At 46.1% G+C, this 21916-nt stretch carries 22 protein-coding genes, 1 pseudogene and 1 other annotated feature; of the genes and pseudogenes, 18 read left to right on the top strand and 5 right to left on the bottom strand.

The genetic code is table 11. The features are described from left to right. Positions 1-6 precede the first annotated feature (6 nt). On the top strand, positions 7-1206 hold the full coding sequence (locus NSS75_RS20295) for a pyridoxal phosphate-dependent aminotransferase (RefSeq protein WP_024123243.1): 1200 nt from the start codon (positions 7-9) through the stop codon (positions 1204-1206). 14 nt (positions 1207-1220) lie between these two features. On the opposite strand, the gene bacG is transcribed toward NSS75_RS20295, so the two are convergent. Together bacG and hemQ are read right to left on the bottom strand one after the other, a co-directional pair. Continuing rightward, positions 1221-2000, bottom strand: a complete 780-nt coding sequence (gene bacG / locus NSS75_RS20290) for an NADPH-dependent reductase BacG (protein ID WP_105954423.1) — start codon at positions 1998-2000, stop codon at positions 1221-1223. 132 nt (positions 2001-2132) lie between these two features. Continuing rightward, positions 2133-2897, bottom strand: a complete 765-nt coding sequence (gene hemQ / locus NSS75_RS20285; RefSeq protein ID WP_003235942.1) for a hydrogen peroxide-dependent heme synthase — start codon at positions 2895-2897, stop codon at positions 2133-2135. A 269-nt stretch (positions 2898-3166) separates the two neighbouring features. Here hemQ and pta point away from each other — a divergent pair, with 269 nt between their 5' ends. The 4 genes from pta (at position 3167) to NSS75_RS20265 (ending at position 7102) form a co-directional block, all read left to right on the top strand. Continuing rightward, positions 3167-4138, top strand: a complete 972-nt coding sequence (gene pta / locus NSS75_RS20280; protein ID WP_024123241.1) for a phosphate acetyltransferase — start codon at positions 3167-3169, stop codon at positions 4136-4138. A gap of 129 nt (positions 4139-4267) precedes the next feature. Further along, positions 4268-5167, top strand: coding sequence for a cysJI operon transcriptional regulator CysL (gene cysL, locus NSS75_RS20275; RefSeq protein WP_101859792.1), 900 nt, complete (start codon positions 4268-4270; stop codon positions 5165-5167). 47 nt (positions 5168-5214) lie between these two features. Continuing rightward, entirely contained in the window at positions 5215-6060 is an 846-nt protein-coding gene (locus NSS75_RS20270; protein WP_024123239.1) for a biotin/lipoate A/B protein ligase family protein, read from the top strand. Positions 6061-6211: 151 nt separating this feature from the next. Beyond that, complete coding sequence (locus NSS75_RS20265; protein WP_095712780.1) at positions 6212-7102, top strand: carboxylate/amino acid/amine transporter; 891 nt, start codon at positions 6212-6214, stop codon at positions 7100-7102. A 140-nt stretch (positions 7103-7242) separates the two neighbouring features. Here NSS75_RS20265 and zapB read toward each other — a convergent pair whose 3' ends face one another. After that, positions 7243-8019 carry a cell division protein ZapB gene (gene zapB / locus NSS75_RS20260; RefSeq protein ID WP_024123236.1) on the bottom strand — a complete coding sequence of 259 codons (777 nt, stop codon included), beginning with the start codon at positions 8017-8019 and terminating at the stop codon, positions 7243-7245. Between the two features lie 214 nt (positions 8020-8233). On the opposite strand from zapB, the gene NSS75_RS20255 reads away from it, so the two are divergent. From NSS75_RS20255 to NSS75_RS20220, 8 genes and pseudogenes are all read left to right on the top strand, one after another. Next, positions 8234-8458, top strand: a complete 225-nt coding sequence (locus NSS75_RS20255; protein ID WP_024123235.1) for a DUF1450 domain-containing protein — start codon at positions 8234-8236, stop codon at positions 8456-8458. Between the two features lie 161 nt (positions 8459-8619). Beyond that, entirely contained in the window at positions 8620-9921 is a 1302-nt protein-coding gene (locus NSS75_RS20250) for an HD domain-containing protein (protein ID WP_024123234.1), read from the top strand. Positions 9922-9957: 36 nt separating this feature from the next. Beyond that, positions 9958-10458 carry a YwgA family protein gene (locus NSS75_RS20245; protein ID WP_024123233.1) on the top strand — a complete coding sequence of 167 codons (501 nt, stop codon included), beginning with the start codon at positions 9958-9960 and terminating at the stop codon, positions 10456-10458. 111 nt (positions 10459-10569) lie between these two features. Continuing rightward, positions 10570-11043 carry an Rrf2 family transcriptional regulator gene (locus NSS75_RS20240; RefSeq protein ID WP_024123232.1) on the top strand — a complete coding sequence of 158 codons (474 nt, stop codon included), beginning with the start codon at positions 10570-10572 and terminating at the stop codon, positions 11041-11043. Beyond that, on the top strand, positions 11040-12437 hold the full coding sequence (locus tag NSS75_RS20235; protein ID WP_326323586.1) for an MFS transporter: 1398 nt from the start codon (positions 11040-11042) through the stop codon (positions 12435-12437). The genes NSS75_RS20240 and NSS75_RS20235 overlap by 4 nt, the downstream gene beginning before the upstream one ends. Before the next feature lie 77 nt (positions 12438-12514). Next, positions 12515-12608: pseudogene (locus tag NSS75_RS20230) on the top strand (hypothetical protein); the annotation flags it as partial. A 396-nt stretch (positions 12609-13004) separates the two neighbouring features. Next, positions 13005-13229: a binding site (T-box leader), on the top strand. A gap of 52 nt (positions 13230-13281) precedes the next feature. After that, positions 13282-15198 (top strand): threonine--tRNA ligase, encoded by a 1917-nt coding sequence (thrS, locus tag NSS75_RS20225; protein ID WP_095712783.1) that lies wholly within the window; start codon positions 13282-13284, stop codon positions 15196-15198. Positions 15199-15316: 118 nt separating this feature from the next. Next, positions 15317-15736: a MarR family transcriptional regulator gene (locus NSS75_RS20220; RefSeq protein WP_024123229.1), complete on the top strand. Its 420-nt coding sequence runs from the start codon at positions 15317-15319 to the stop codon at positions 15734-15736. A 42-nt stretch (positions 15737-15778) separates the two neighbouring features. Here the strand turns inward: NSS75_RS20220 and NSS75_RS20215 are convergent, their stop codons facing one another. Next, positions 15779-15967 (bottom strand): 2-hydroxymuconate tautomerase, encoded by a 189-nt coding sequence (locus NSS75_RS20215; protein WP_003222038.1) that lies wholly within the window; start codon positions 15965-15967, stop codon positions 15779-15781. Positions 15968-16075: 108 nt separating this feature from the next. On the opposite strand from NSS75_RS20215, the gene NSS75_RS20210 reads away from it, so the two are divergent. The 3 genes from NSS75_RS20210 to NSS75_RS20200 all read left to right on the top strand — a co-directional run bounded on the left by NSS75_RS20210 (position 16076) and on the right by NSS75_RS20200 (position 17697). Next, on the top strand, positions 16076-16735 hold the full coding sequence (locus NSS75_RS20210) for a site-2 protease family protein (protein WP_101864913.1): 660 nt from the start codon (positions 16076-16078) through the stop codon (positions 16733-16735). Positions 16736-16747: 12 nt separating this feature from the next. Continuing rightward, positions 16748-17266: a YwhD family protein gene (locus tag NSS75_RS20205; protein ID WP_010332295.1), complete on the top strand. Its 519-nt coding sequence runs from the start codon at positions 16748-16750 to the stop codon at positions 17264-17266. Between the two features lie 194 nt (positions 17267-17460). Next, positions 17461-17697 carry a hypothetical protein gene (locus tag NSS75_RS20200; RefSeq protein ID WP_253295223.1) on the top strand — a complete coding sequence of 79 codons (237 nt, stop codon included), beginning with the start codon at positions 17461-17463 and terminating at the stop codon, positions 17695-17697. A 173-nt stretch (positions 17698-17870) separates the two neighbouring features. Here the strand turns inward: NSS75_RS20200 and NSS75_RS20195 are convergent, their stop codons facing one another. Then, entirely contained in the window at positions 17871-19946 is a 2076-nt protein-coding gene (locus NSS75_RS20195) for a transglycosylase domain-containing protein (RefSeq protein ID WP_339234681.1), read from the bottom strand. A 200-nt stretch (positions 19947-20146) separates the two neighbouring features. Here NSS75_RS20195 and speE point away from each other — a divergent pair, with 200 nt between their 5' ends. After that, positions 20147-20977 carry a spermidine synthase gene (gene speE, locus NSS75_RS20190; RefSeq protein WP_095712787.1) on the top strand — a complete coding sequence of 277 codons (831 nt, stop codon included), beginning with the start codon at positions 20147-20149 and terminating at the stop codon, positions 20975-20977. Between the two features lie 60 nt (positions 20978-21037). Continuing rightward, the gene (gene speB, locus NSS75_RS20185; protein WP_268510383.1) at positions 21038-21910 is read left to right on the top strand and encodes an agmatinase; all 873 of its coding nucleotides are present in this window, start codon (positions 21038-21040) and stop codon (positions 21908-21910) included. Positions 21911-21916: the final 6 nt, after the last annotated feature.

Raw genomic sequence — 21916 nt, 5'->3', positions numbered from 1 at the left:
TTTCAGATGGAAATAACACCGTCCGACGTCATCAAGACACTTCCAAGGCAAGAATTTTCTCTCGTTTTTCAAAAGGTAAAAGAAATGGAAAAAACGGGGGCGCAAGTCATTAATCTTGGACAGGGGAACCCTGACCTTCCTACTCCGCCGCATATCGTGCAGGCATTGCAGGAGGCGGCTGTGAACCCTTCTTTCCACGGGTATGGGCCATTCAGAGGCTATCCCTTTCTGAAGGAAGCGATTGCCGCTTTCTATAAAAGAGAATACGGAGTGACAATCAATCCTGAAACAGAAGTGGCGCTCTTTGGCGGGGGAAAAGCAGGCTTGTATGTTTTGACACAATGCCTGCTCAATCCGGGAGATATCGCTTTGGTCCCGAACCCGGGCTATCCTGAATACCTTTCGGGTATTACAATGGCAAGAGCAGAGCTGCACGAAATGCCGCTGCACGCAGAAAACGGCTATCTGCCTGACTTTGAGAAAATAGATCCCGCTGTGTTACAAAAAGCGAAGCTGATGTTTTTGAACTATCCGAATAACCCGACGGGAGCTGTGGCGGATGCGGCTTTTTATGCAAAAGCGGCCGCATTTGCAAAAGAGCACCAGATTCATTTGATCCATGACTTTGCGTACGGCGCATTTGAGTTTGATAAAAAACCGGCCAGCTTCCTGCAGGCGGAGGACTCAAAAACTGTGGGCGCGGAGCTTTATTCGTTTTCAAAAACATTTAACATGGCCGGCTGGAGAATGGCGTTTGCCGTCGGAAATGAAAAGATCATTCAAGCGGTCAATGAATTTCAGGATCACGTCTTTGTCGGCATGTTCGGCGGACTGCAGCAGGCGGCCAGTGCGGCGCTGTCTGGAGATCCGGAACAAACAGATCGCTTGAAACGCATCTATGCGGAACGGATTGACTTTTTTACGGAGCTATGTGAAAAAGAACTGGGCTGGAAGATAGAAAAACCAAAAGGAACATTTTATGTATGGGCTGAAATTCCAAAAATGTTTGAGTCTTCTCATCAATTCTCTGACTACCTGCTGGAGCAGGCCCATGTTGTCGTAACGCCGGGCGAGATTTTCGGCAGCAACGGAAAACGTCATGTCAGAATATCAATGGTATCGAAGCAGGAGGATCTGCGGGAATTTGTCATGCGGATTCAAAAGCTGAACCTGCCGTTTGCCTCATTAGAAGAAGTATCCCGCTAAAAAGCGGGATTTTTTTATATGCTTTTCATGCTGCCGCCGTCAGCAGAAATTTGCTGCCCGGTGATATAGGAGGCTTCCTCGGAAGCGAGAAACGCGGCGAGCGCTGCGGTTTCTTCGGCTGATCCGACCCGTTTCATCGGGATGCCAGAAGCAATCTGTTCTACGGCTTCTTGTTTGGATATGCTGTTCTTTTCCATCACATTCTTCACAAATTGATGGTAACGGTCTGTAGCGATAAAACCAGGATTCAGGCAGTTGACAGTAATATTGTGAGGAGCAAGCTGAATGGAAATATTTTTACTGGCGTTAATTAAAGCGGCATTCATCATGCTGTTTGTAAACATATTGGCGCCGGGTTCTTTCCACAGATTTCCGACAATGTTGATGATTCTGCCAAACTCGTTTTGTTTCATCAGAGAGGCGGCACGCTTGATAGCGTCAATATAGGCAACGGTTTTCTGTGTGAACGTGGCCGTCATATCCTCTATATTACAGTTATCAAATGTGTCAGGCGCGCCGCCCGGGATATTATTAATCAGAACATCAAGCCGTCCGCATTGAGATTCAATTTCTTTAAAAATCTCCTCTCTCGTTTGCTGGTCAGACATATCACCCGCAAGGACAATGACACTCGCTTCAGGATGCTTGGCCAAAATGTCTTCTTTGACAGGTTCAATATTGTCCAAGACTCGCGAATTGATGACGACGGTAAAATGCTGGTCTGCTAATTTCAGAGCAATTGCTTTACCGATCCCTTGACTGGCTCCCATAATAAATGCGGTTCGTTTTGACAAATAACTGCACCCCTTTGAAAAAATTGGATTATTATCTACATCGTAAAAAAAAACGGAGAAAATAGCAAATTTTATTTAAATTCTGACAAAGAGGAATCGAAAAACTCCCGCCAGCTGCGGCGGGAGGAGAAATTATACATATAGGAATTGAGGAAGTGTATCAAGCGAAAGGCGGTTGCCCACAAAGAACGAGCCAAATTCGCCGTAGCGCGCGCTGACTTCGTCAAAACGCATTTCATATACAAGCTTTTTGAATTGAAGCACATCATCACTGAACAGCGTAACGCCCCATTCGTAATCGTCAAAGCCGACTGAACCTGTGATGATCTGTTTCACTTTGCCAGCATAGCTGCGTCCGATTAAGCCGTGGCTTCTCATCAAGTTTCTTCGTTCTTCCATAGAAAGCATGTACCAGTTGTCATTGCCGGATCTTCTTTTATCCATTGGATAGAAGCATACATATTTTGATTCCGGCAGTTCAGGGTAAAGGCGCGCACGTACATGCGGATTTTCATACGGGTCGCCGTCGCCGCTCGCCAAATAGTTGCTCAGTTCAACAACTGACACGTAGGAGTAAGCCGGAATGGTGAACTCAGCAAGTCTTGATTTGTTGAATTCGAGCTCAATTTCATTTAATTCTTCCATTGTAGGGCGAAGAATCATCAGCATAAAATCAGCTTTTTGGCCAACGATGCTGTAAAGGGTTTGTGAGCCTTTCCCTTCTTTTTGGGCGACTCCCCATTTTTCAAGCAATCCTGTAAATTCATGAATGATAGACTGGCGCTCATCACTGGACAGCAGCTTCCAGGAAGTCCAGTCCATTGTGCGGAAATCATGAAGCGCATACCAGCCGTCCAGCGTTTTTGCCGCTTCATTTGTCATTTGCTGTTCACTCATTTATCTTCACTCCTATTATCTTTTCGTTAATGCCTTCACTATATCATAGTTTATCCGATTCTACTGTGGAGAAACCTTGAACATCCGATTCGTATATCTCCTCAAAAATAAGAGAACATATAAGGAAAGAATCAGTTGCTTAAATTAGTTAGAAAAATAAGATTTTTTGATGAAAGCGCTATAATAAAAGTTGGCTGTTTGAATTTGACTGGAAGAAGAGTATGCTAGTAAAAGAAAGCGTTTTTGTAACTTTTTGAGGAGGGTTTATTGTGGCAGATTTATTTTCAACAGTGCAAGAAAAAGTAGCTGGAAAAGGCGTTAAAATTGTATTTCCTGAAGGCTTGGACGAACGTATTTTAGTTGCGGTCAGCAAGCTTGCAGACAATAAAGTGCTGAATCCAATTGTGATCGGCAATGAAAATGAGATCCAAGCAAAAGCAAAAGAACTGAATGTGACGCTTGACGGCGTTGATATTTATGATCCTCATACATATGAAGGCATGGAAGATCTTGTACAGGCATTCGTGGAACGCCGCAAAGGCAAAGCAACAGAAGAACAGGCTCGAAAAGCGCTCTTAGACGAGAACTACTTCGGCACAATGCTTGTGTACAAAGGCCTTGCAGCGGGTCTTGTGAGCGGAGCGGCTCATTCAACTGCCGACACTGTCCGTCCGGCTCTTCAAATCATCAAAACAAAAGAAGGCGTGAAAAAGACTTCAGGCGTCTTTATCATGGCACGCGGCGATGAGCAGTACGTATTCGCAGATTGTGCGATCAACATTGCACCTGACAGCCAAGATCTTGCAGAAATCGCAATCGAAAGCGCCAATACGGCAAAAATGTTCGACATTGATCCTCGCGTAGCAATGCTCAGCTTCTCTACAAAAGGCTCAGCAAAATCTGATGAAACAGAAAAAGTAGCGGATGCTGTGAAAATCGCGAAAGAAAAAGCGCCTGAATTAACGCTTGACGGCGAATTCCAATTTGACGCTGCATTCGTTCCATCTGTAGCTGAGAAAAAAGCGCCGGATTCCGAGATCAAAGGAGACGCGAACGTATTCGTATTCCCAAGCTTGGAAGCAGGAAACATCGGCTACAAAATTGCTCAGCGTTTAGGCAACTTTGAAGCTGTAGGACCAATCCTGCAAGGCTTAAATATGCCTGTTAACGATCTTTCAAGAGGTTGTAACGCTGAAGATGTTTACAATCTTGCATTAATTACAGCGGCACAAGCACTGTAAGAAAAGCGATGGCAGCTCTCTCGCAGAGGGCTGCTTTTTTTGCGCCTTCTTTACCAGGACAGATGATATGAGTAAAATAAAGAAAACTGATTATCATTATAAATCTTATTCATGACAGGGGTGGGGCCTTTGTATTACGACGTGCTGAAAACCTTTATCGCGGTGGTGGAAGAAAAAAACTTCACAAAAGCAGCAGAAAAGCTGATGATTTCCCAGCCCAGCGTCAGTCTGCATATTAAAAATCTTGAAAAAGAATTTCAAACGGCTCTGCTGAATCGGTCGCCGAAGCATTTTACGACAACACCGACAGGGGACATTTTGTATCAAAGGGCAAAGCAAATGGTATTTCTCTACGAGCAGGCCAAGGCTGAAATTTACGCGCACCATCATTATGTAAAAGGTGAATTGAAAATAGCCGCCAGTTTTACAATCGGAGAGTATATTCTTCCGCCGCTTCTTGCCCAGCTGCAAAAGCTGTATCCTGAGCTGAATCTGGACGTCATGATTGGCAATACAAAGGAGGTAAGCGAACGTGTCCGAATGCTTCAGGCTGATATCGGGCTGATTGAAGGACATACGGACGAGAATGAACTGGACATTGAACCGTTTATGGAGGATGAAATGTGCATCGCAGCGCCAAACCAGCATCCGTTTGCCGGAAAAAGAGACATTTCAATCAGCGATTTGCAAAATGAAGCGTGGGTGACAAGGGAAAAAGGCTCCGGCACAAGGGAATATCTCGATCATGTGCTCAGCACGAACGGACTGCGGCCGAAGTCGATGTTCACCATCAGCAGCAATCAAGGTGTAAAAGAAGCGGTGATCAGCGGCATGGGTTTATCGGTCTTATCAAGAAGCGTGCTGCATAAGGATTTGATCCACCGTGACATTTCAATTCTCCACATTAAAGATTTCTCATTAAAACGCAAGCTGTCTTACATTCATTCTCCTCTCATGGAGAATACAAAAAATAAAGAAATTTTCATTACGATGCTGAAAAGCAATTTTCAATCATCACGGGTGAAATGATATAATAGGTTTCGTTCATAAGCCTAACATGAAAGGGTTTTACATAGATGGCAAACCAACCGATTGATTTACTGATGCAGCCGACATGGAGAGTCATTGACCAATCCAGTCTCGGCCCTTTATTTGACGCGAAGCAATCCTTCGCTATGGACGATACGCTGTGCGCCTCTGTAGGAAAAGGCGTGTCGCCGGCGACAGCACGCTCTTGGGTTCACCACGACACGATTGTCCTCGGTATTCAGGATACGCGGCTCCCGTTTTTGCAGGACGGCATTGCCCTGCTGGAAAATGAGGGATACCGCGTCATCGTCCGCAATTCCGGCGGTCTTGCTGTTGTTTTGGATGAAGGCGTTTTAAATATTTCTCTCATATTCGAGGACCAAAAGAAGGGCATCGATATAGACAGAGGATACGAAGCAATGGTGGAACTGATGAAACGGATGCTTAAGCCGTACGGGGCAAAGATTGAAGCCTATGAAATTGAGGGCTCCTATTGTCCAGGCAGCTATGATCTCAGCATTGACGGCAAAAAGTTCGCCGGCATTTCTCAAAGACGTCTTCGCGGCGGTGCAGCCGTTCAAATTTATCTCTGTGCAGATAAAAGCGGCAGCGAGAGGGCAGATCTGATCAGACGATTCTATCAAGCCGCCCTGAAGGATAAACAGAACGACAAAAAAGGCGTCTACCCGGATATACGTCCGGAAACCATGGCATCGTTAAGTGAGCTTCTGCATACCGATATCTCCGTACAGGATTTAATGCTTGCTTTGCTTACGGAATTAAAAGCGTTAAGCACCCACCTCTACTCAGCCGGACTGTCCATTGACGAGGAATTGGAATTTGAGAAAAATCTTGTCCGGATGGCAGAACGGAATGAAAAGGTGTTTGGATGAACGCCATTTGCATGTCAGCCGATACGGCTGGCATGCTTTTTTTTCGCCTATCATCTTGTTTTCAGATAAATCTTTCTTATAAACAGAAAACAATTACAGCAAAAAAAGCGATAAAATAACAGCAGCATCTGCATACAAAGGGGAGAGGCAAATGAAAGGGAATGTTTACAGCCTGTTTGTGCTGATCGCGGCTTTTTTCTGGGGAACAACCGGCACTGTTCAGGCGCTGGCTCCAGAAAGCGCCACTCCGCTGGCATTCGGAGCGGTCAGATTATTGGTAGGCGGCAGCGCCATGCTTCTTGTGGTCTGGATCAGCCGAGAGCTTCACGTGAAAAATTGGTCTTGGCCGCCCGTGTTTTTAGCAGCGATTTGTATGGCCTGTTATCAGCCGCTTTTTTTCACCGCCGTAAAAGAAACAGGGATTGCGGTTGGGACAGTGATTGCCATCGGCAGTGCGCCTATTATTGCCGGGAGCTTAGAGTGGGCCGTTTTGAAAAAACGTCCGCGAAATTCCTGGTGGATTGCAACTGTATTGGCTTTGGCGGGATGCTGGCTCCTGTTTTCAGACGGCTCCAATGTTCGGATTGATGTGTCAGGGGTTCTCATGGCGATTGGAGCAGGTGCATCTTTTGCGGGTTATACCTTGATCAGTAAATCAATGATGAAAACACAGCCGCCGAGAGCTACCTCAGCTGTTGTCTTTATGCTCAGCGCCATATTGCTGATGCCGCTATTGTGGCAGTCGGATCTCTCTTGGATGCTGACCCCAAAAGGATGGGGAACGAGCCTTTATATCGGGGTAATTGCGACATGCGCGGCCTACTTTTTGTTTGCAAAAGGGCTCACCGGCGTTCCGGCTTCGGCAGCGGTTACACTGTCTCTGGCTGAGCCGCTGACCGCCTCATTGCTGGGTGTGTTTTTCATAGGTGAAATGCTTTCTCTTTCCTCATGGCTCGGCATCGTGCTGATGATGTTAGGGCTTCTGGTCATTTCAGGGGCGCCTCGCAAGCAAAAGCCAGCTGAAGCGGCTCATGTGTCTTAATAGATTAGCATAAGCTTGGGCTCATTTTACAAGAATAACGGAGCCGCCGCAAAAACAGAAAATCCTCTTTTCTAAAAGGAAAAGGGGATTTTTTAATGGCAAAACCCCAAAACAGGACATCGTTTTGGGGTTTTTAAAAGCTATTCCGCCATTTTTTCTAAATTTCCGTTCCGGTCCATTTTGAAGGACGGAGAGGCATGTTCATCATCTTCAAATAAAACTAGTTTTCTGGCTCTATTCATGATTTTTACCAAGGTTTCATAATCTTCCTGGATCGTTTTTTGATCTTTTTCAAGTTTTTGAACTTCTGCTTCCAGCTGTTCTGTTTTGCTTTGTAATTCTTGATTTTCTTTCTTTAAACGCTCATTTTCCATTTTTAAAGCTGAGGATTGCTCATGATTGCCTTCGTAATTCTGCAGGAATCTGATGACATCATTCATCGTCATCTCAGGCGCAGACGTTTGAGGAGACAATAAGTGTGATAGACTAGCTAACTCTTCCTTAAAGCTGTCATCCACAAAAGGCATGTGCTCGCCTGACATCAAAGCCTGCTTCTCATTTTCGGCAGTCGGGGTTTCAGGTTTCACCTGCTCCTCCTGCACTGCAGTTTCTTGAATTGTTTCGGGATCAACCGCAGGAGGCTGATATAGCAGTCTTTTCTTCGCTGGCTGCCCGTTTCCGAGGGCTCTCATGCGCTGTTTTCGCTGTTTTTTTGCAAGCTGAAGCGCTTTTTCATATTGATGGCGCACCACCGCGTTCCATCTGAATCCGCAGGCTGCGGACGTCCGATTTAATTTATCGCCGACCTCTTCAAAGGCATTCAGCTGAGTGCTGCCTTCTCTTACATGCCGAAGCACGGTTTCGGCTAAAAGCAAATCATTTTCTTCTGACCAAGCGTCCTGGCGCTGTTTTGTCATTTATCTCAACTCCCATTTTTCTTTTCATGATATTAGAATGTCCAGATTGGAAAATATTTATACAAATTGGCTGGAAGAATAGGAGATACGGAGGCTGAAGCGGCTTGCAGGAACAGTCGAATCCTTGTACAATGAGGAGTGATGTGATTTTTTCGACAAAGCGATTTTAGGTTTAAAATATAGATGAACATAGAAATGAAGGGAAGCGTACGTCATGGCTAATGAATTTCGAGTGTGTGATGATTGCCAAGCCACTAATATCAAAACATTGCTGCCGCGTTTAAAAGAAGTAGACCCGGACGCAAAGGTTGAGGTAGGGTGCCAATCTTATTGCGGGCCCGGACGGAAAAAATCGTTTGCTTTTGTAAACAATCGCCCGCTGTCAGCTCCGACAGAGGATGAGCTGATTGACAAAGTGAAAAAGAAATTAAAAAAGTAAAAACATATTTTTTCATAGCCTCGGCCCTCTGGTCAGGCTTTTTTGCTTCACATCATGTGATTTTCGGAAAGATGGAACAAATCGCCGGACAAATTCAAGGATGTTTTCAAAGAATAGAGTCGATATAATAGAAACACGGCTAAAAAAAAGAGGGAATGACGATGGCGTATCCAAATGGAAAATTATCAGAAGAAAAAGTGTTTAAAGATCCGGTGCACCGCTATGTTCATGTACGGGACAAGCTGATATGGGATCTGATCGGAACCCGCGAATTTCAGCGTCTCCGCAGAATCAAGCAGCTCGGCACGACGTATTTGACGTTCCATGGCGCTGAGCACAGCCGGTTCAACCATTCTCTCGGTGTCTACGAAATTGTCAGGAGAATGGTTGATGATGTCTTTAAAGGCCGTCCTGAATGGGATGACAGTGAGCGCGAACTCTGCTTGTCCGCGGCGCTGCTTCATGATCTCGGGCACGGGCCGTTCTCGCATTCATTTGAAAAAGTCTTTCATCTTGACCACGAAGATTTTACAAGAGATATCATTTTGGGAGACACAGAGGTTAATCAGGTGCTCAGAAAGGTGAGCCCGCGTTTCCCGCAGGATGTTGCTGAAGTCATTGCCAAAACATATAAAAACAAACAAGTGGTCAGCCTGATTTCGAGTCAGATTGACGCGGACCGCATGGATTATCTGCAGCGCGACGCTTACTATACGGGCGTCAGCTACGGCCATTTTGACATGGAGCGGATTCTCCGGGTGATGCGCCCGCGTGAGGATCAAATCGTCATTAAACAAAGCGGAATGCACGCTGTAGAAGACTATATTATGAGCCGCTACCAAATGTACTGGCAGGTCTATTTCCACCCTGTGACGAGAAGTGCGGAGGTTATTTTAACGAAGATTCTCCACAGAGCGAAGCAGCTCCATGATGAAGGTTATGTGTTCACTCATGCTCCGGTTCATTTCTATTCTATTTTTGAAGGGAAACTGACGCTGGAGGATTATTTGAGGCTGGATGAATCTATTATTTTGTATTATTTCCAGGCATGGGAGGATGAAGAAGACCCGATTTTATCCGATTTGTGCCGCAGATTCATTAACCGCCAGCTGTTCCAATACGTTGAATTTAATCCGAATGAAGAGATGTCGGCCTATTTTGAGCTGACCTCATTATTCAAAGAGGCTGGAATCGATCCGAGCTATTATTTGGTCGTGGATTCTTCTTCAGATCTGCCATACGATTTTTACCGTCCAGGAGAGGAAGAGGAGCGTTTGCCGATCCATCTCTTGACGCAAAACGGTCAAATCAAAGAGCTGTCCAGACAGTCGGCCATTGTGGAATCCATCTCCGGTAAGCGGCGGACGGACCACAAGCTGTACTATCCGAAGGACCTGATTTATGACGGCTCTGAACACCCGGAAGCGAAAATGAAAATCCGGCAGCTGCTGGGACTGACATAGAAATTGGTAAAGAAGGAAAAAGGAGATGTCGGGAATTTGTTGAAAGAACATGCAAAACTGATGAAGGTGTTCTCGGATTCTGGAGAAATCATCGGGCGAAAGAAGCTGCAAAAAATGATTTATATTGCGAAGAAAATGCAGTTTCCTTTCTATGAGAAATATGATTTTCACTTTTACGGGCCGTATTCGGAGGAACTGACGCTCCAAATTGAAGAGCTGTGCAACCTTGGATTCCTGCATGAGGTAAAGGAAAAAAAGGGCGGCTACTTTCAATACCGTTATTCGCTGACAGAGACGGGCTCCGCGTTTTTAGACCACGCCGATCTTGATATGCCTGATATCAAGCACTATATTGACAGTGTAAACAACCGTTCATCACGGTTTTTAGAGCTGGTCTCCACGATTCTTTACTTTGACGGGCTTGAGGCTGAGGAAAAGAAAGAGAAGGTATTTACCATCAAAAGCAAGCAAAAGTATACCAATGAAGAATATGACGAAGCGCTTCAATACATAGAAGAGCTGAAGCAGATTTGTTAACCATACCAAGCAAAAGAAATGAATCGTTTCTTTTGCTTTTTTTATTGACAAAACCTGCTAATGGATCTATTGTGGATAATAGTTATCCATAATAAACCAGGAGGGAACATAATGAAAATGAAATCGGGAATGGAGCAGGGAGTTTCTGTGCTTTTGTTACTGTCACGGCTGCCCGTGCAGGCTTCTTTAACATCAGAGGCGATCAGCCAGCGCTTGCACATGTCTCCGTCTTATCTGAAAAAGCTGATGAGAACTTTGGTGCAGGCTGGTTTGGCAGAGTCCATACCAGGTACGAAGGGAGGCTTTACGATTACGAAGCCATTGACGGATATTACCCTCTATGATGTCTATCAAGCTGTTGAAGGAAGAGGTTCCATGTATCAAGGAAAAGGCCTTTTGCCATCTGTATTTGAGAGCGGAAATCCCTGTGTGCTGGAGACGGTAATGGGGGATATTGAGGATAAATGGGCTTCGCTCATGAAGGAAGAAACCTTGCAGGGTGTCATGAACAGAATCGGGGAGCTTTATGACCTCGAAAAAATTGATGATTGGGTACATCATCAGCTGAAAGGGCAATGGCAATGAAAAACAGCGGGCCTTTGCATCAATCAGGATCAACAGGCATCTCAGTGTTAATCGTGCTCGCTCTCGGTTTTCTCATGGCTACGCTTGATGTAACCGTGGTGAATGTTGCAATTGCTGATATGAAAAACGTTCTTTCCCTTTCACTTTCAGGTGTGACGTGGGTTGTAGACGGGTACATGCTTACATTTGCTTCGCTTCTGCTGGCCGGCGGTGCGCTGGCTGACCGTTACGGCTCAAAGACCATTTATATGCTGGGTTTGGGCGTTTTTGTTCTTGCCTCATGTCTATGCGCTGTAGCAGCAAATGGCCAAATGCTGATCGCAGGTCGACTGTTGCAGGGACTTGGCGCGGCTTTGTTTATGCCGAGTTCACTCAGCCTTTTGGCTGCCTCTTACCCCGATGAACGGGTGCGGGCCAAAATGTTTGGCTTGTGGGCCGCTCTCGTCTCCGCCGCCTCCGGACTGGGGCCTTTTATCGGCGGTGTTCTGGTGAATGCCGCAGGGTGGCAGAGTATTTTTCTGATCAATGTGCCATTAGGGGTTGCGGCGCTTATTTGCGCCTATCGAACGCTCAGCAGTTTCCCGGGAAATGGCAGCCGGGTGAATATCACAGGGCATCTGCTTGGAATGGCGGCTCTCGGATTTCTTTCATTTGCGCTGATACAGGGCGCTTCAATAGGCTGGAGTTCGCTCACCATTCTCGGTGCTTTCGCTGCGGCGGTTTTGGCGTTTGTGCTTTTTCTTCTGAGAGAAATTTTTTCGGCAACATCTATTCTTCCTGCGTCATTATATAAGAATGGACGTTTCTCGGCAGCGCAGTTCGTTGGGTTTTTGCTGAATTTTGCTCTTTTCGGCGGTATGTTTATGCTAAGTCTATTTTTGCAGGAAGCAAGAGGCGCAAGTTCCTTTTTAGCGGGAGTCGAACTATTGCCGATGATGGCTGTCTTTGTGGTCGGAAATCTGCTGTTTGCCCGGCTGGCGAACCGTTTTGAAGCGGGGCTTCTTATGTTTGTTTCAATGGCTGTCAGCTGCATCATGGCATTGCTGTTATTTGTCATGGTTTCTCCGGATTTGCCTTACTGGCAGCTTGCGGTTCTGACATCTGCCATGAATCTTGGTGTTGGCATTACGGTTCCTGCCATGACGGCTGTGATTATGAAGACAGCGGGACAGGAGCATGCCAATATCGCAGGAGCAGCTTTAAATGCCAACCGGCAAATCGGGGCATTGGTTGGCGTAGCGGTTTCCGGAGTGGTCATTCATCTGTCCGCCACTTGGTACACCGGAGCTGGGTTTACGTTTTTGATGATGGGCGCGGCATACAGTCTGGCCGCATTCCTTGTGTGGCGGTTTCTGACTTTTCATAAAGAAACGTCCGCTTCCGCATCATCTTAAAATCGTCCATTGTCTTTTCAAGGAATATATAGTAAGATATATGAAATTATTCAAACAGGCACTGATAAGGACACGAGATGCTTTTTACGGTTTCCAGAGAGGGAAGGATCAGCTGAAACCTTCCTAACGCAGAGAAAGCAGCTTACCGCCTTTGAGCCGTATCGGGGAAATTAAGTATCTGATACCGTCATGCTGCGTTACAGCACCGAGCCGACGAACATGTATGTTTGTTGGGAATTTGGGTGGAACCACGAATTTTAACACATTCGTCCCTTGCGAGGGATGGATGTGTTTTTTTATATGAGTCAATATATGCGATGAAAAGGACATGAATGATGTTTACGGTTTTCAGAGAGGGAAGAAAAGGTGCGAGCTTCCCAGCTTAGGAATATCATTTACCGCCTTGGAGCAGCGTTGGGGAACAGTCAGTATCCAATGCCGTTTATGCTGCGTTACAGCACCGAGCCGATGAACATGAAAGTTCGTTGGGAACTTGGGTGGAACCACGGGTTAATCACACACACTCGTCCCTTATAGAGGGACGGGTGTGTTTTTTTATATACATATAGAAATGCGATGAAAAGGACATGAATGATATTTACGGTTTTCAGAGAGGGAAGGAAAGGTGCGAGCTTCCCAGCTTAGGAATATCATTTACCGCCTTGGAGCAGCGTTGGGGAACAGTCAGTATCCAATGCCGTTTATGCTGCGTTACAGCACCGAGCCGATGAACATGAAAGTTCGTTGGGAACTTGGGTGGAACCACGGGTTAATCACACACTCGTCCCTTACAGAGGGACGGGTGTGTTTTTTTATATACAACAATTAATAAGGAGTGTTTGAAATGAGTAAACATGTTAGTATTCAGCTTCCGGACGGACAGGTAAAGGAATATCCGAAAGGCACTACAGTCAAAGAGGCGGCTGCGTCCATCAGCTCCAGTTTGGAAAAGAAAGCAGCAGCGGGACAGGTTAATGGCCGGCTCGTTGATGTCAGCTTCAAGCTGGAGGAAGATGCTGAGCTTTCAATTATCACACTGGATTCTCCAGAAGGCTTGCAGGTGCTTCGCCATACATCAGCGCATGTGCTGGCTCAGGCAGTGAAACGGCTGTACGGCGAAGTATCTTTGGGAATAGGGCCTGTCATTGAAGACGGATTTTATTATGATATGAAGCTTGATCGGAGTCTGACTTCCGGAGATGTAGAGACCATCGAAAAAGAGATGAAGCATATTATAAACGAAAATATGGATATCAAGCGAATAGAGGTTTCTTACGAGGAGGCTGAAGCGCTTTTTGCAGAAAAAGGCGAGCCGTTTAAGCTGGAAATTTTGAAAGACATTCCGCGCGGGGAGAAAATGACGCTGTATCAGCAGGGAGAATTTGTTGACCTGTGCCGCGGGCCGCATCTTCCTTCAACAGGAATGATCAAGGCGTTCAAATTAACACGGGTGTCAGGTGCTTATTGGCGAGGAGACAGCCAAAATGAAGTCCTTCAGCGGGTGTACGGTGTTGCGTTTCAAAAGAAAAAAGATCTTGAGGCGCATCTGCATATGCTGGAAGAAGCAGCGAAACGGGATCACCGCAAGCTGGGAAAACAATTAGAGCTGTTTATGTTCTCGGAAGAAGCCCCGGGAATGCCGTTTTATTTGCCAAAAGGGCAGATTGTCCGCAATGAGCTGGAACGCTTTTCGCGTGAGCTGCAAACAAATGCCGGCTACGCCGAGGTGCGTACACCGTTTATGATGAATCAGCGGCTATGGGAGCAGTCAGGGCACTGGGACCATTATCGCGACAATATGTATTTTTCAGAAGTAGATGATACTGCATTTGCAATGAAGCCGATGAATTGTCCCGGCCATATGCTCATCTTTAAAAACAGCCTGTACTCTTATCGGGATCTGCCGATTCGTATGGCGGAGTTCGGCCAGGTGCACCGCCATGAATACAGCGGTGCTCTAAACGGAATGCTCCGCGTCCGGACGTTCTGCCAGGATGACGCACATATCTTTGTTCGGGAAGATCAAATCGAGAGTGAAATCAAAGAAGCCATTCGGCTGATTGACGAGGTATACCGCACATTCGGTTTCGAGTATACGGTTGAACTTTCCACTCGCCCGGAGGATTCATCAGGTGAAGACAGCGTGTGGGAAATGTCTGAAAACGCCTTGAAACACGTCCTTGAGGATCTGGGTCTTCCTTATGAAGTAAACGCAGGGGATGGAGCGTTTTACGGAGCGAAAATCGATTTTCATATTAAAGACGCTCTGAAGCGGAGCCACCAATGCGCCACAATCCAGCTTGATTTTCAAATGCCGGAAAAATTTGATTTAACATATATTAATGAGCACAATGAAAAGGTTCGTCCCGTCGTCATTCACAGAGCGGTATTCGGCTCAATTGACCGTTTCTTCGGCATTCTGATCGAGCATTTTGGCGGAGCTTTTCCAGTCTGGCTTGCGCCGGTGCAGGTCCAAATTATACCGGTTTCTTACGTTCATATGGACTACTGCGAAAAGGTGCAGTCTGAGCTAAAGCGGCTCGGGATAAGAGTCAATATCGATGAACGCAATGAAAAGCTTGGCTACAAAATCAGAGAATCACAGATGCAGAAAATCCCGTACATGCTGGTGCTTGGGGATCAGGAAGTGAGTGAAAAGGCGGTAAACGTCCGTCAATTCGGACATCAGAAGAGTGAACAAGTTCCTTTTCAGGTATTTAAAGAGAATATTGTCGAACAGGTGAAAAATCGAAGCATGTAGGAGAAAAGTTGCGAATTCGCTGTTTGCTTTTTTGACTTTCCCTATCTGGTATCAGTAAAATAATAAGTAATCATATCGTTCGTATGTTATGAATGCATCTCGAAATGGGGAAATCTACATGGATCATGACAAACTGGAAGCAAATTTGCTGGATCACGCACTAACAAAATATTTGAAAAGCACGAAACTATTAGATGAAGCCACAGTTCCGAAACATGTGAATAATGTAAGAGGATTTATTCTGCGGATTATATATCGACACGGGAGCTGCACCATAAAGGACATTCTAAAAGAGGTCACGCTGTCTCCGTCTGCCACCACAACCGCTCTGAATCACTTAGAGCAGGAAGGGTTTATTAAGAGATCCAGAAATAACAATGACCGCCGGACCGTTTGGATTACGCTTTCTGAATCGGGGCAGGCAGCGGCTCTTCAGATGATTCAAAATCGCCAGCAGCTGATTGACGGCATGTTTGAACGTTTGACTGCCGAAGAGAAGGCAGCGTTTTTAGCTATTATTGAAAAAATGACGAAATAGAGATGAAAAAGCCGGCTTGCGAAGCGCCGGCTTTATATCAGATTATTCCATATCGCTGAGGCGTTTGCCTGCGACCGCGTAATGGTCTTTTCTCATTTCTTCTATAAAGACAACAATTTTTTCTTCAGAGGCACCGGTCGTTTCTTTCACGGCCTCTGTTACTTTCTCAACTAGATTGCGTTTTTGCTCGTCTGTACGGCCTTCAAGCATTTTGACGGTTACGTATGGCATAGGTGTGAATCCTCCTTTATATCGTTTCCTCTCTTTAGGAAAAGAGGCTTCTTATAGTATACTGAATAAAGTAAATTCTTGCATTTTTAGAAAGAGGGATCATCTCACTTGGACCGTTTTTTATATTACCCGTTGTCTCTAATGCCATATCTGGTCATTACCTTAATTGTTTCGTTTACAATGCATGAACTCGCTCACGCCTATGTCGCATATAAATTTGGTGACAATACGGCGAAAAAAGAAGGAAGACTGACGCTGAATCCTATCAAACACCTTGATCCGTTCGGAACCATTTTGATCCTGGTGGCCGGCTTTGGATGGGCTCGCCCTGTTCCCGTCAATCGCCGTTTCTTTAAGAAACCTCGTCTGGCCGGCGTACTCGTATCCATTGCCGGGCCGATCAGTAACCTGATTCTTGCGTTTATCGGTTTCTCTTTGTTAGTGTTGATGCATGCTTACGGAATGGAACTGCTTGCGGCATTCAGTACAGGACTGGACCAGTTCTTTTCAATCTGGATACAGCTGAACCTCGTTCTGTTTTTATTTAATCTGCTGCCGCTGCCGCCGCTCGACGGCTATCGTATTATTGAAGATCTTGTCCCACCGGGGGCGCGTGCCAAGATGACGCAAGCGGAAAGCTACGGCTTTATCGTCTTTTTGGTACTGTTTGTGACACCGCTCGGATCCTACGTGCTTTGGCCAATGCTCAATGCCGGAAGAGATTCGATTTTACATTTGTTTTCAGCGATATTTCAACCGCTTTTGTAGGAGGTAGAACTCATGGAAGAAAAAAAGAAAAAATCAATCGGGTTTAATATTATCAAAAGTGATCCGACAGACGGACACGGCGGCTTTGGCGTAGGCGCACTCAGCCTGGATAATATTTCACCTGTATTCGTTGATGTAGAGGAAAAAGAAGCGTTCGTTGATATCGGCGCGATGCATGCCCGCAGCGTCGTTGAAAAAGGCATTAAATTTCTGCCTAATAAAGAAGAAGTTCCAAACGGCAAACCATACTGGCTTGTATGGGTGACGATTGACAGAAGAGAAGAGGGCCCTTATTACGCAGGGGTAACAGCCTGTGAAATGACGGTCGACAGAAGCATCAGAAGAGGCTACAAATCGCTGCCGGAGCATGTGAATCTGATGGATAAATCGATGAAACGGAACATTATCATTGATCAAATGGATGACAGCTCGAAGCGAGTGCTTGGCGAATTTCTGAAAAACCATGACCAAGGCCTGTGGGAACGCTCTTCTGACGAATTGAAAAAAGGACTGCTTCCAGAAGAAAATTAATTTGTGAACTTTCTGTGAACTTTTAGAAAATTTGAATTATTTTCTGTGAACATTGAGTAAACTGGTGATACAGAAATAGGACATGGAAAATCCCGAGCCGAACCAAGACTCGGGGTTTTTCATTTTTTTGAAAGCAGATAGGGGAGATATCGTGTTTCAAACAGAGGATTGGTGATTGGGTCATTGAAGCGGACGTGGAGGAAACGAGAAGGCAGTATGCGAAAGATATTGAAGATATGTGCGGGTGTCTTCTCTGTGAAAATGACCGGGAAGTAATGAAAACACTGCCGCGTGAGAAGGCGCAAATGTTTGAGGATTTTGGTCTTCAGCCGTCTCTTTGTACGGAAATTAATGAATTTGGGCCGGAGGGTGACCGTCATCTTTATGTGGCCAGCTATTTTATGGTCGGACGTATTCTAGAAGGGAAATAAGAATGGGTTCCGGACCGTAACTGGTATATATCATTTGAAGTGCCGAGAGATGACCGCTTTATCCCCGAAGGATTCCCGAAACCCGTTCTCCAGCTTGACTGCGTGACGCTGCTCCCATGGATAATGGAAGAACCATATTAAATAACCCGGCATTCAAGCAGCCGGGTTATTTTTTAATGATTCCGTCCCAGCCATTTGTCCCACCACTTTTTCGGGGAAGCGGGCTTTTCCTTGACTGGATGCTGGTCTTTTGTTTGTTTGACAGGCTCTGAGCCGTAGCACACATTCGCTGGCTCTGTGCCTTTCACAAAATACGTGTAATGCTTGGCTGCGCAGCCGGGGCCGGAGGAGTAGCCTGTTGCCGGATCGATGTAGACGCCGGTCACGCCTTTTGGCGGTTTAAAGGCTGTTTCTGGTTCTCCTTTGAGCGCATCCTCCATAAACTCCGCCCAAATGGTTTTGGCGTAGTTTTTTTCTGCGACTGAGTCAATGGTGCTGTTTTTGTCATAGCCCGTCCATACACCCGCAGCCAGCTTCGGGTTGAAGCCGATCATCCAGCTGTCTGCGCTTGTTGTGCCTGATTTTCCCGCATAGGTTCTAGTCAGGCGATCCGCGATTGTCCGTCCTGTCACGGATGTATAGCCGTTTAAATCTGTATCAAACATGCCTGTCATCATATTAGCGGTTACAAAGGCAGCTTTTTCATCCAGCACTTGTTTATGCTGATTCGGGCTTTCGTACAGTACATGTCCGGCCGCATCAGTCACCCTTGTGATAAAGGTCGGTTCGATTTTCTTTCCGCCATTTGCCAGCATGGCATAGGCGTTGACCATCTCAATCGGGCGCACCGGTTCCGTGCCGAGGGCCAAGGATGGCAGCGCTTGGAGCTGCGCGGTGATGCCAAATTCCTTTGCCGCCTGAACGAGCTTGTTCATTCCGAGAAAGAGATGGGTTTTCACGGCATAAATGTTGTCAGACAGCGCCAGCGCCTGAAGAAGCGTAATCGGTTTGTTTGCGTAGTAACCGTTATAGTTGCTTGGAGAATAGGTTTCTCCCTTTGCATCGATTTGAAACTCGGTTTCTTCGCTTTTCATCAGTGTCACTGGCGTAAACCCGCTCTGAATCGCTTTATAATAAAGTAACGGTTTGATTGTCGAAGCGGGCTGACGTTTCGCCTGTGTCGTCCGGTCAAACGGGCTTTTTTGATAATCTCTGCCGCCGACAAGAGCGAGAACGTTTCCTGTGCGTGGATCAATGGCTGAAAATCCGACTTGAATGTCAGAACCGGCGTTAACCGTTTCGGTAATGGTTTCCTCGGCAATGCGCTGAAGCCGTTTATTCACGGTTGTATACACATTTAACCCGCTCGTTTCAATTTGCTCCCGTGTCATGCCGAGTTTTTTTTCCAGGTCTCTCATCGCATTATCATAGAAATAAGGCGCTTTTCTGCTGATGGCGTGTTTATTCAACGGTTGATAGGAAAGAGGCTCCTTGATCAGCTCGTCCGCTTTTTTGCGGCTGATCATCTGCTGCTTTTCCATCATCCGCACAATTGTTTTTTGGCGATCCTTGGCCTTTGTTTCATTGACATAAGGCGAATAGCCGGAAGGGCCTTTCGGAATACCGGCCAAAAGCGCCGCCTCCGCATCTGTCAGGTTTTTGGCATGCTTGCCGAAATAGAGGCGGGACGCGGCTTCGATGCCATAGGCGCCGTGGCCGTAGTATATCGTATTTAAATAGCCTTCTAATATCTCGTCCTTAGAATAGTTTTGTTCCAGACGAATGGTATAGAATGCCTCATTCCATTTGCGTTTCCACGTTTTGTCGTGTTCAAGATACAGGTTTCTCGCATATTGCTGGGTAATGGTGCTTGCGCCCTGAACCTTGGCCAGCGCTTTTAAGTCGGCCAGCGCCGCACCGGCCATGCGTTTATAATCAAAGCCATGGTGATCATAGAAGTTCTGGTCTTCAATCGCCACCGTCGCTTTTACAATCGTCGGATTCATGTCTTTTTTGGGGACCCAATAGCGTTTTTCGCCATAGTTCGTCTCCCCGAGTTTAGAGCCGTCGCTCGCAAACAAAATCGTGGATTGCGGCACTTGAACCGAGGGAGCGCCCTGGTATTTGGCTATCAAAATGACAGTCATAAACACAGCAGCTGCCGCTAAGCACGCGAAAGCCCCAAGAAAGATAAAGGCGCGAACGGTTTTGAGCGTCAGTCTCAGCCGTTTATTTGTCATTGCATCCACAATGGTTCCCCCTTTTTTTATGTTTCTACTATTATGAGAAAAAAAGATTGTTTTTAAACATCGCGTGACAGGACGCATCTTTACTTTTTCCCCGCCATCCTCTATACTTTTTCCTTAGGTGAAAATGCGATTTCAACCGGGAATAAAAGCTGAAAAGACGCTTACAATAAATGAATACAGCCTTGAAAGGGAGATGACAATTGAGCGAACTTTGGTACACAGAGAAGCAGACGAAAAACTTTGGCATTACATTGAAGGTTAATAAAACATTACATACAGAACAAACTGAGTTTCAGCATTTAGAAATGGTGGAAACAGAAGAGTTCGGCAACATGCTGTTTTTGGACGGTATGGTCATGACGTCAGAAAAAGACGAATTCGTTTATCACGAAATGGTGGCGCATGTGCCATTGTTTACGCACCCAAATCCGGAGCATGTGCTTGTAGTCGGCGGCGGTGACGGCGGCGTCATCAGAGAAATTCTGAAGCATCCGAGTGTGAAAAAAGCGACACTTGTTGATATTGACGGCAAGGTTATCGAATACTCTAAAAAGTTTCTTCCTTCTATTGCGGGAAAACTTGACGATCCGCGTGTTGACGTGCAGGTGGATGACGGATTTATGCACATTGCAAAATCTGAAAATCAATACGACGTCATTATGGTAGATTCAACTGAACCAGTCGGACCTGCTGTTAACCTGTTTTCAAAAGGGTTCTATGCCGGAATCGCGAAGGCGTTAAAAGAAGACGGCATTTTCGTCGCTCAGACGGACAACCCATGGTTCACACCGGAATTGATCACAAATGTACAGCGTGACGTGAAGGAAATCTTCCCGATTACGAAGCTGTATACGGCGAACATTCCGACATACCCAAGCGGTTTGTGGACATTTACAATCGGTTCGAAAAAATATGATCCGCTTGCAGTGGAAGACAGCCGTTTCTTTGACATTGACACGAAATATTACACAAAAGATCTTCATAAAGCGGCGTTTGTTCTGCCGAAATTTGTGAGTGACCTGATTAAATAATGAATGTATGGCGCAGGAGCGAATCTTGCGCTTTTTTACAGGAAAGCGAGGGTTTTATAGATGAGATTTGATGAAGCTTATTCAGGAAAAGTATTTATCGCGAGCCGTCCAGAGTGGGAAGAGGCGGACGCCATCCTTTACGGCATGCCGATGGACTGGACGGTGAGCTATCGTCCGGGATCACGCTTCGGCCCGGGAAGAATCCGCGAGGTGTCAATCGGCCTTGAAGAATACAGCCCGTATCTGGACCGTGATCTGGCGGACCTGAACTTCTTTGACGCCGGCGACATTCCGCTGCCATTCGGCAACCCGCAAAAAAGTCTTGATATGATTGAAGAATATGTGGACAGCATTTTAGAAAAAGGGAAATTCCCAATGGGCATGGGCGGGGAGCACCTCGTGTCATGGCCTGTCATTAAAGCGATGTACAAGAAATTTCCTGACCTGGCGATTATTCATTTTGATGCACATACGGATCTTCGCGTCGACTATGAGGGAGAACCGCTTTCTCACTCAACGCCGATCCGTAAAGCAGCGGAATTAATCGGCCCGGAAAATGTGTATTCATTCGGAATCCGTTCCGGTATGAAAGAAGAGTTCGAATGGGCAAAGGAAAACGGCATGCACATCTCTAAGTTTGAAGTGCTTGAGCCGCTGAAAAAGGTTCTTCCGAAGCTGGCAGGCCGTCCGGTATATGTCACAATCGACATTGACGTATTAGACCCTGCTCACGCACCGGGAACAGGAACGGTTGACGCAGGCGGCATCACGTCTAAAGAACTGCTTGCATCGGTCCATGAAATCGCGCGCTCAGAAGTAAACGTGAAGGGCGCAGATTTAGTAGAAGTAGCTCCGATTTACGACCACTCAGAGCAAACGGCAAACACAGCCAGCAAAATCATTCGTGAAATGCTGCTTGGGTTTGTAAAATAGTTTTTA

The organism is Bacillus sp. FSL K6-1012, from assembly GCF_037964915.1.
Lineage (GTDB): Bacteria > Bacillota > Bacilli > Bacillales > Bacillaceae > Bacillus > Bacillus halotolerans.
This window is presented reverse-complemented; position numbering and strand designations above follow the sequence as displayed.

What these genes read in the sequence shown, in the direction of transcription:
- NSS75_RS20205 (WP_010332295.1), top strand. Translation starts at nt 16,748, where the DNA reads ATGGAAGAAAAAAAGAAAAAATCAATCGGGTTTAATATTATCAAAAGT.
- hemQ (WP_003235942.1), bottom strand. Translation starts at nt 2,897, where the DNA reads ATGAGTGAACAGCAAATGACAAATGAAGCGGCAAAAACGCTGGACGGC.
- NSS75_RS20270 (WP_024123239.1), top strand. Translation starts at nt 5,215, where the DNA reads ATGGCAAACCAACCGATTGATTTACTGATGCAGCCGACATGGAGAGTC.
- zapB (WP_024123236.1), bottom strand. Translation starts at nt 8,019, where the DNA reads ATGACAAAACAGCGCCAGGACGCTTGGTCAGAAGAAAATGATTTGCTT.
- speB (WP_268510383.1), top strand. Translation starts at nt 21,038, where the DNA reads ATGAGATTTGATGAAGCTTATTCAGGAAAAGTATTTATCGCGAGCCGT.
- NSS75_RS20255 (WP_024123235.1), top strand. Translation starts at nt 8,234, where the DNA reads ATGGCTAATGAATTTCGAGTGTGTGATGATTGCCAAGCCACTAATATC.
- NSS75_RS20295 (WP_024123243.1), top strand. Translation starts at nt 7, where the DNA reads ATGGAAATAACACCGTCCGACGTCATCAAGACACTTCCAAGGCAAGAA.
- NSS75_RS20250 (WP_024123234.1), top strand. Translation starts at nt 8,620, where the DNA reads ATGGCGTATCCAAATGGAAAATTATCAGAAGAAAAAGTGTTTAAAGAT.
- NSS75_RS20240 (WP_024123232.1), top strand. Translation starts at nt 10,570, where the DNA reads ATGAAAATGAAATCGGGAATGGAGCAGGGAGTTTCTGTGCTTTTGTTA.
- thrS (WP_095712783.1), top strand. Translation starts at nt 13,282, where the DNA reads ATGAGTAAACATGTTAGTATTCAGCTTCCGGACGGACAGGTAAAGGAA.
- NSS75_RS20265 (WP_095712780.1), top strand. Translation starts at nt 6,212, where the DNA reads ATGAAAGGGAATGTTTACAGCCTGTTTGTGCTGATCGCGGCTTTTTTC.
- NSS75_RS20235 (WP_326323586.1), top strand. Translation starts at nt 11,040, where the DNA reads ATGAAAAACAGCGGGCCTTTGCATCAATCAGGATCAACAGGCATCTCA.
- NSS75_RS20220 (WP_024123229.1), top strand. Translation starts at nt 15,317, where the DNA reads ATGGATCATGACAAACTGGAAGCAAATTTGCTGGATCACGCACTAACA.
- NSS75_RS20215 (WP_003222038.1), bottom strand. Translation starts at nt 15,967, where the DNA reads ATGCCATACGTAACCGTCAAAATGCTTGAAGGCCGTACAGACGAGCAA.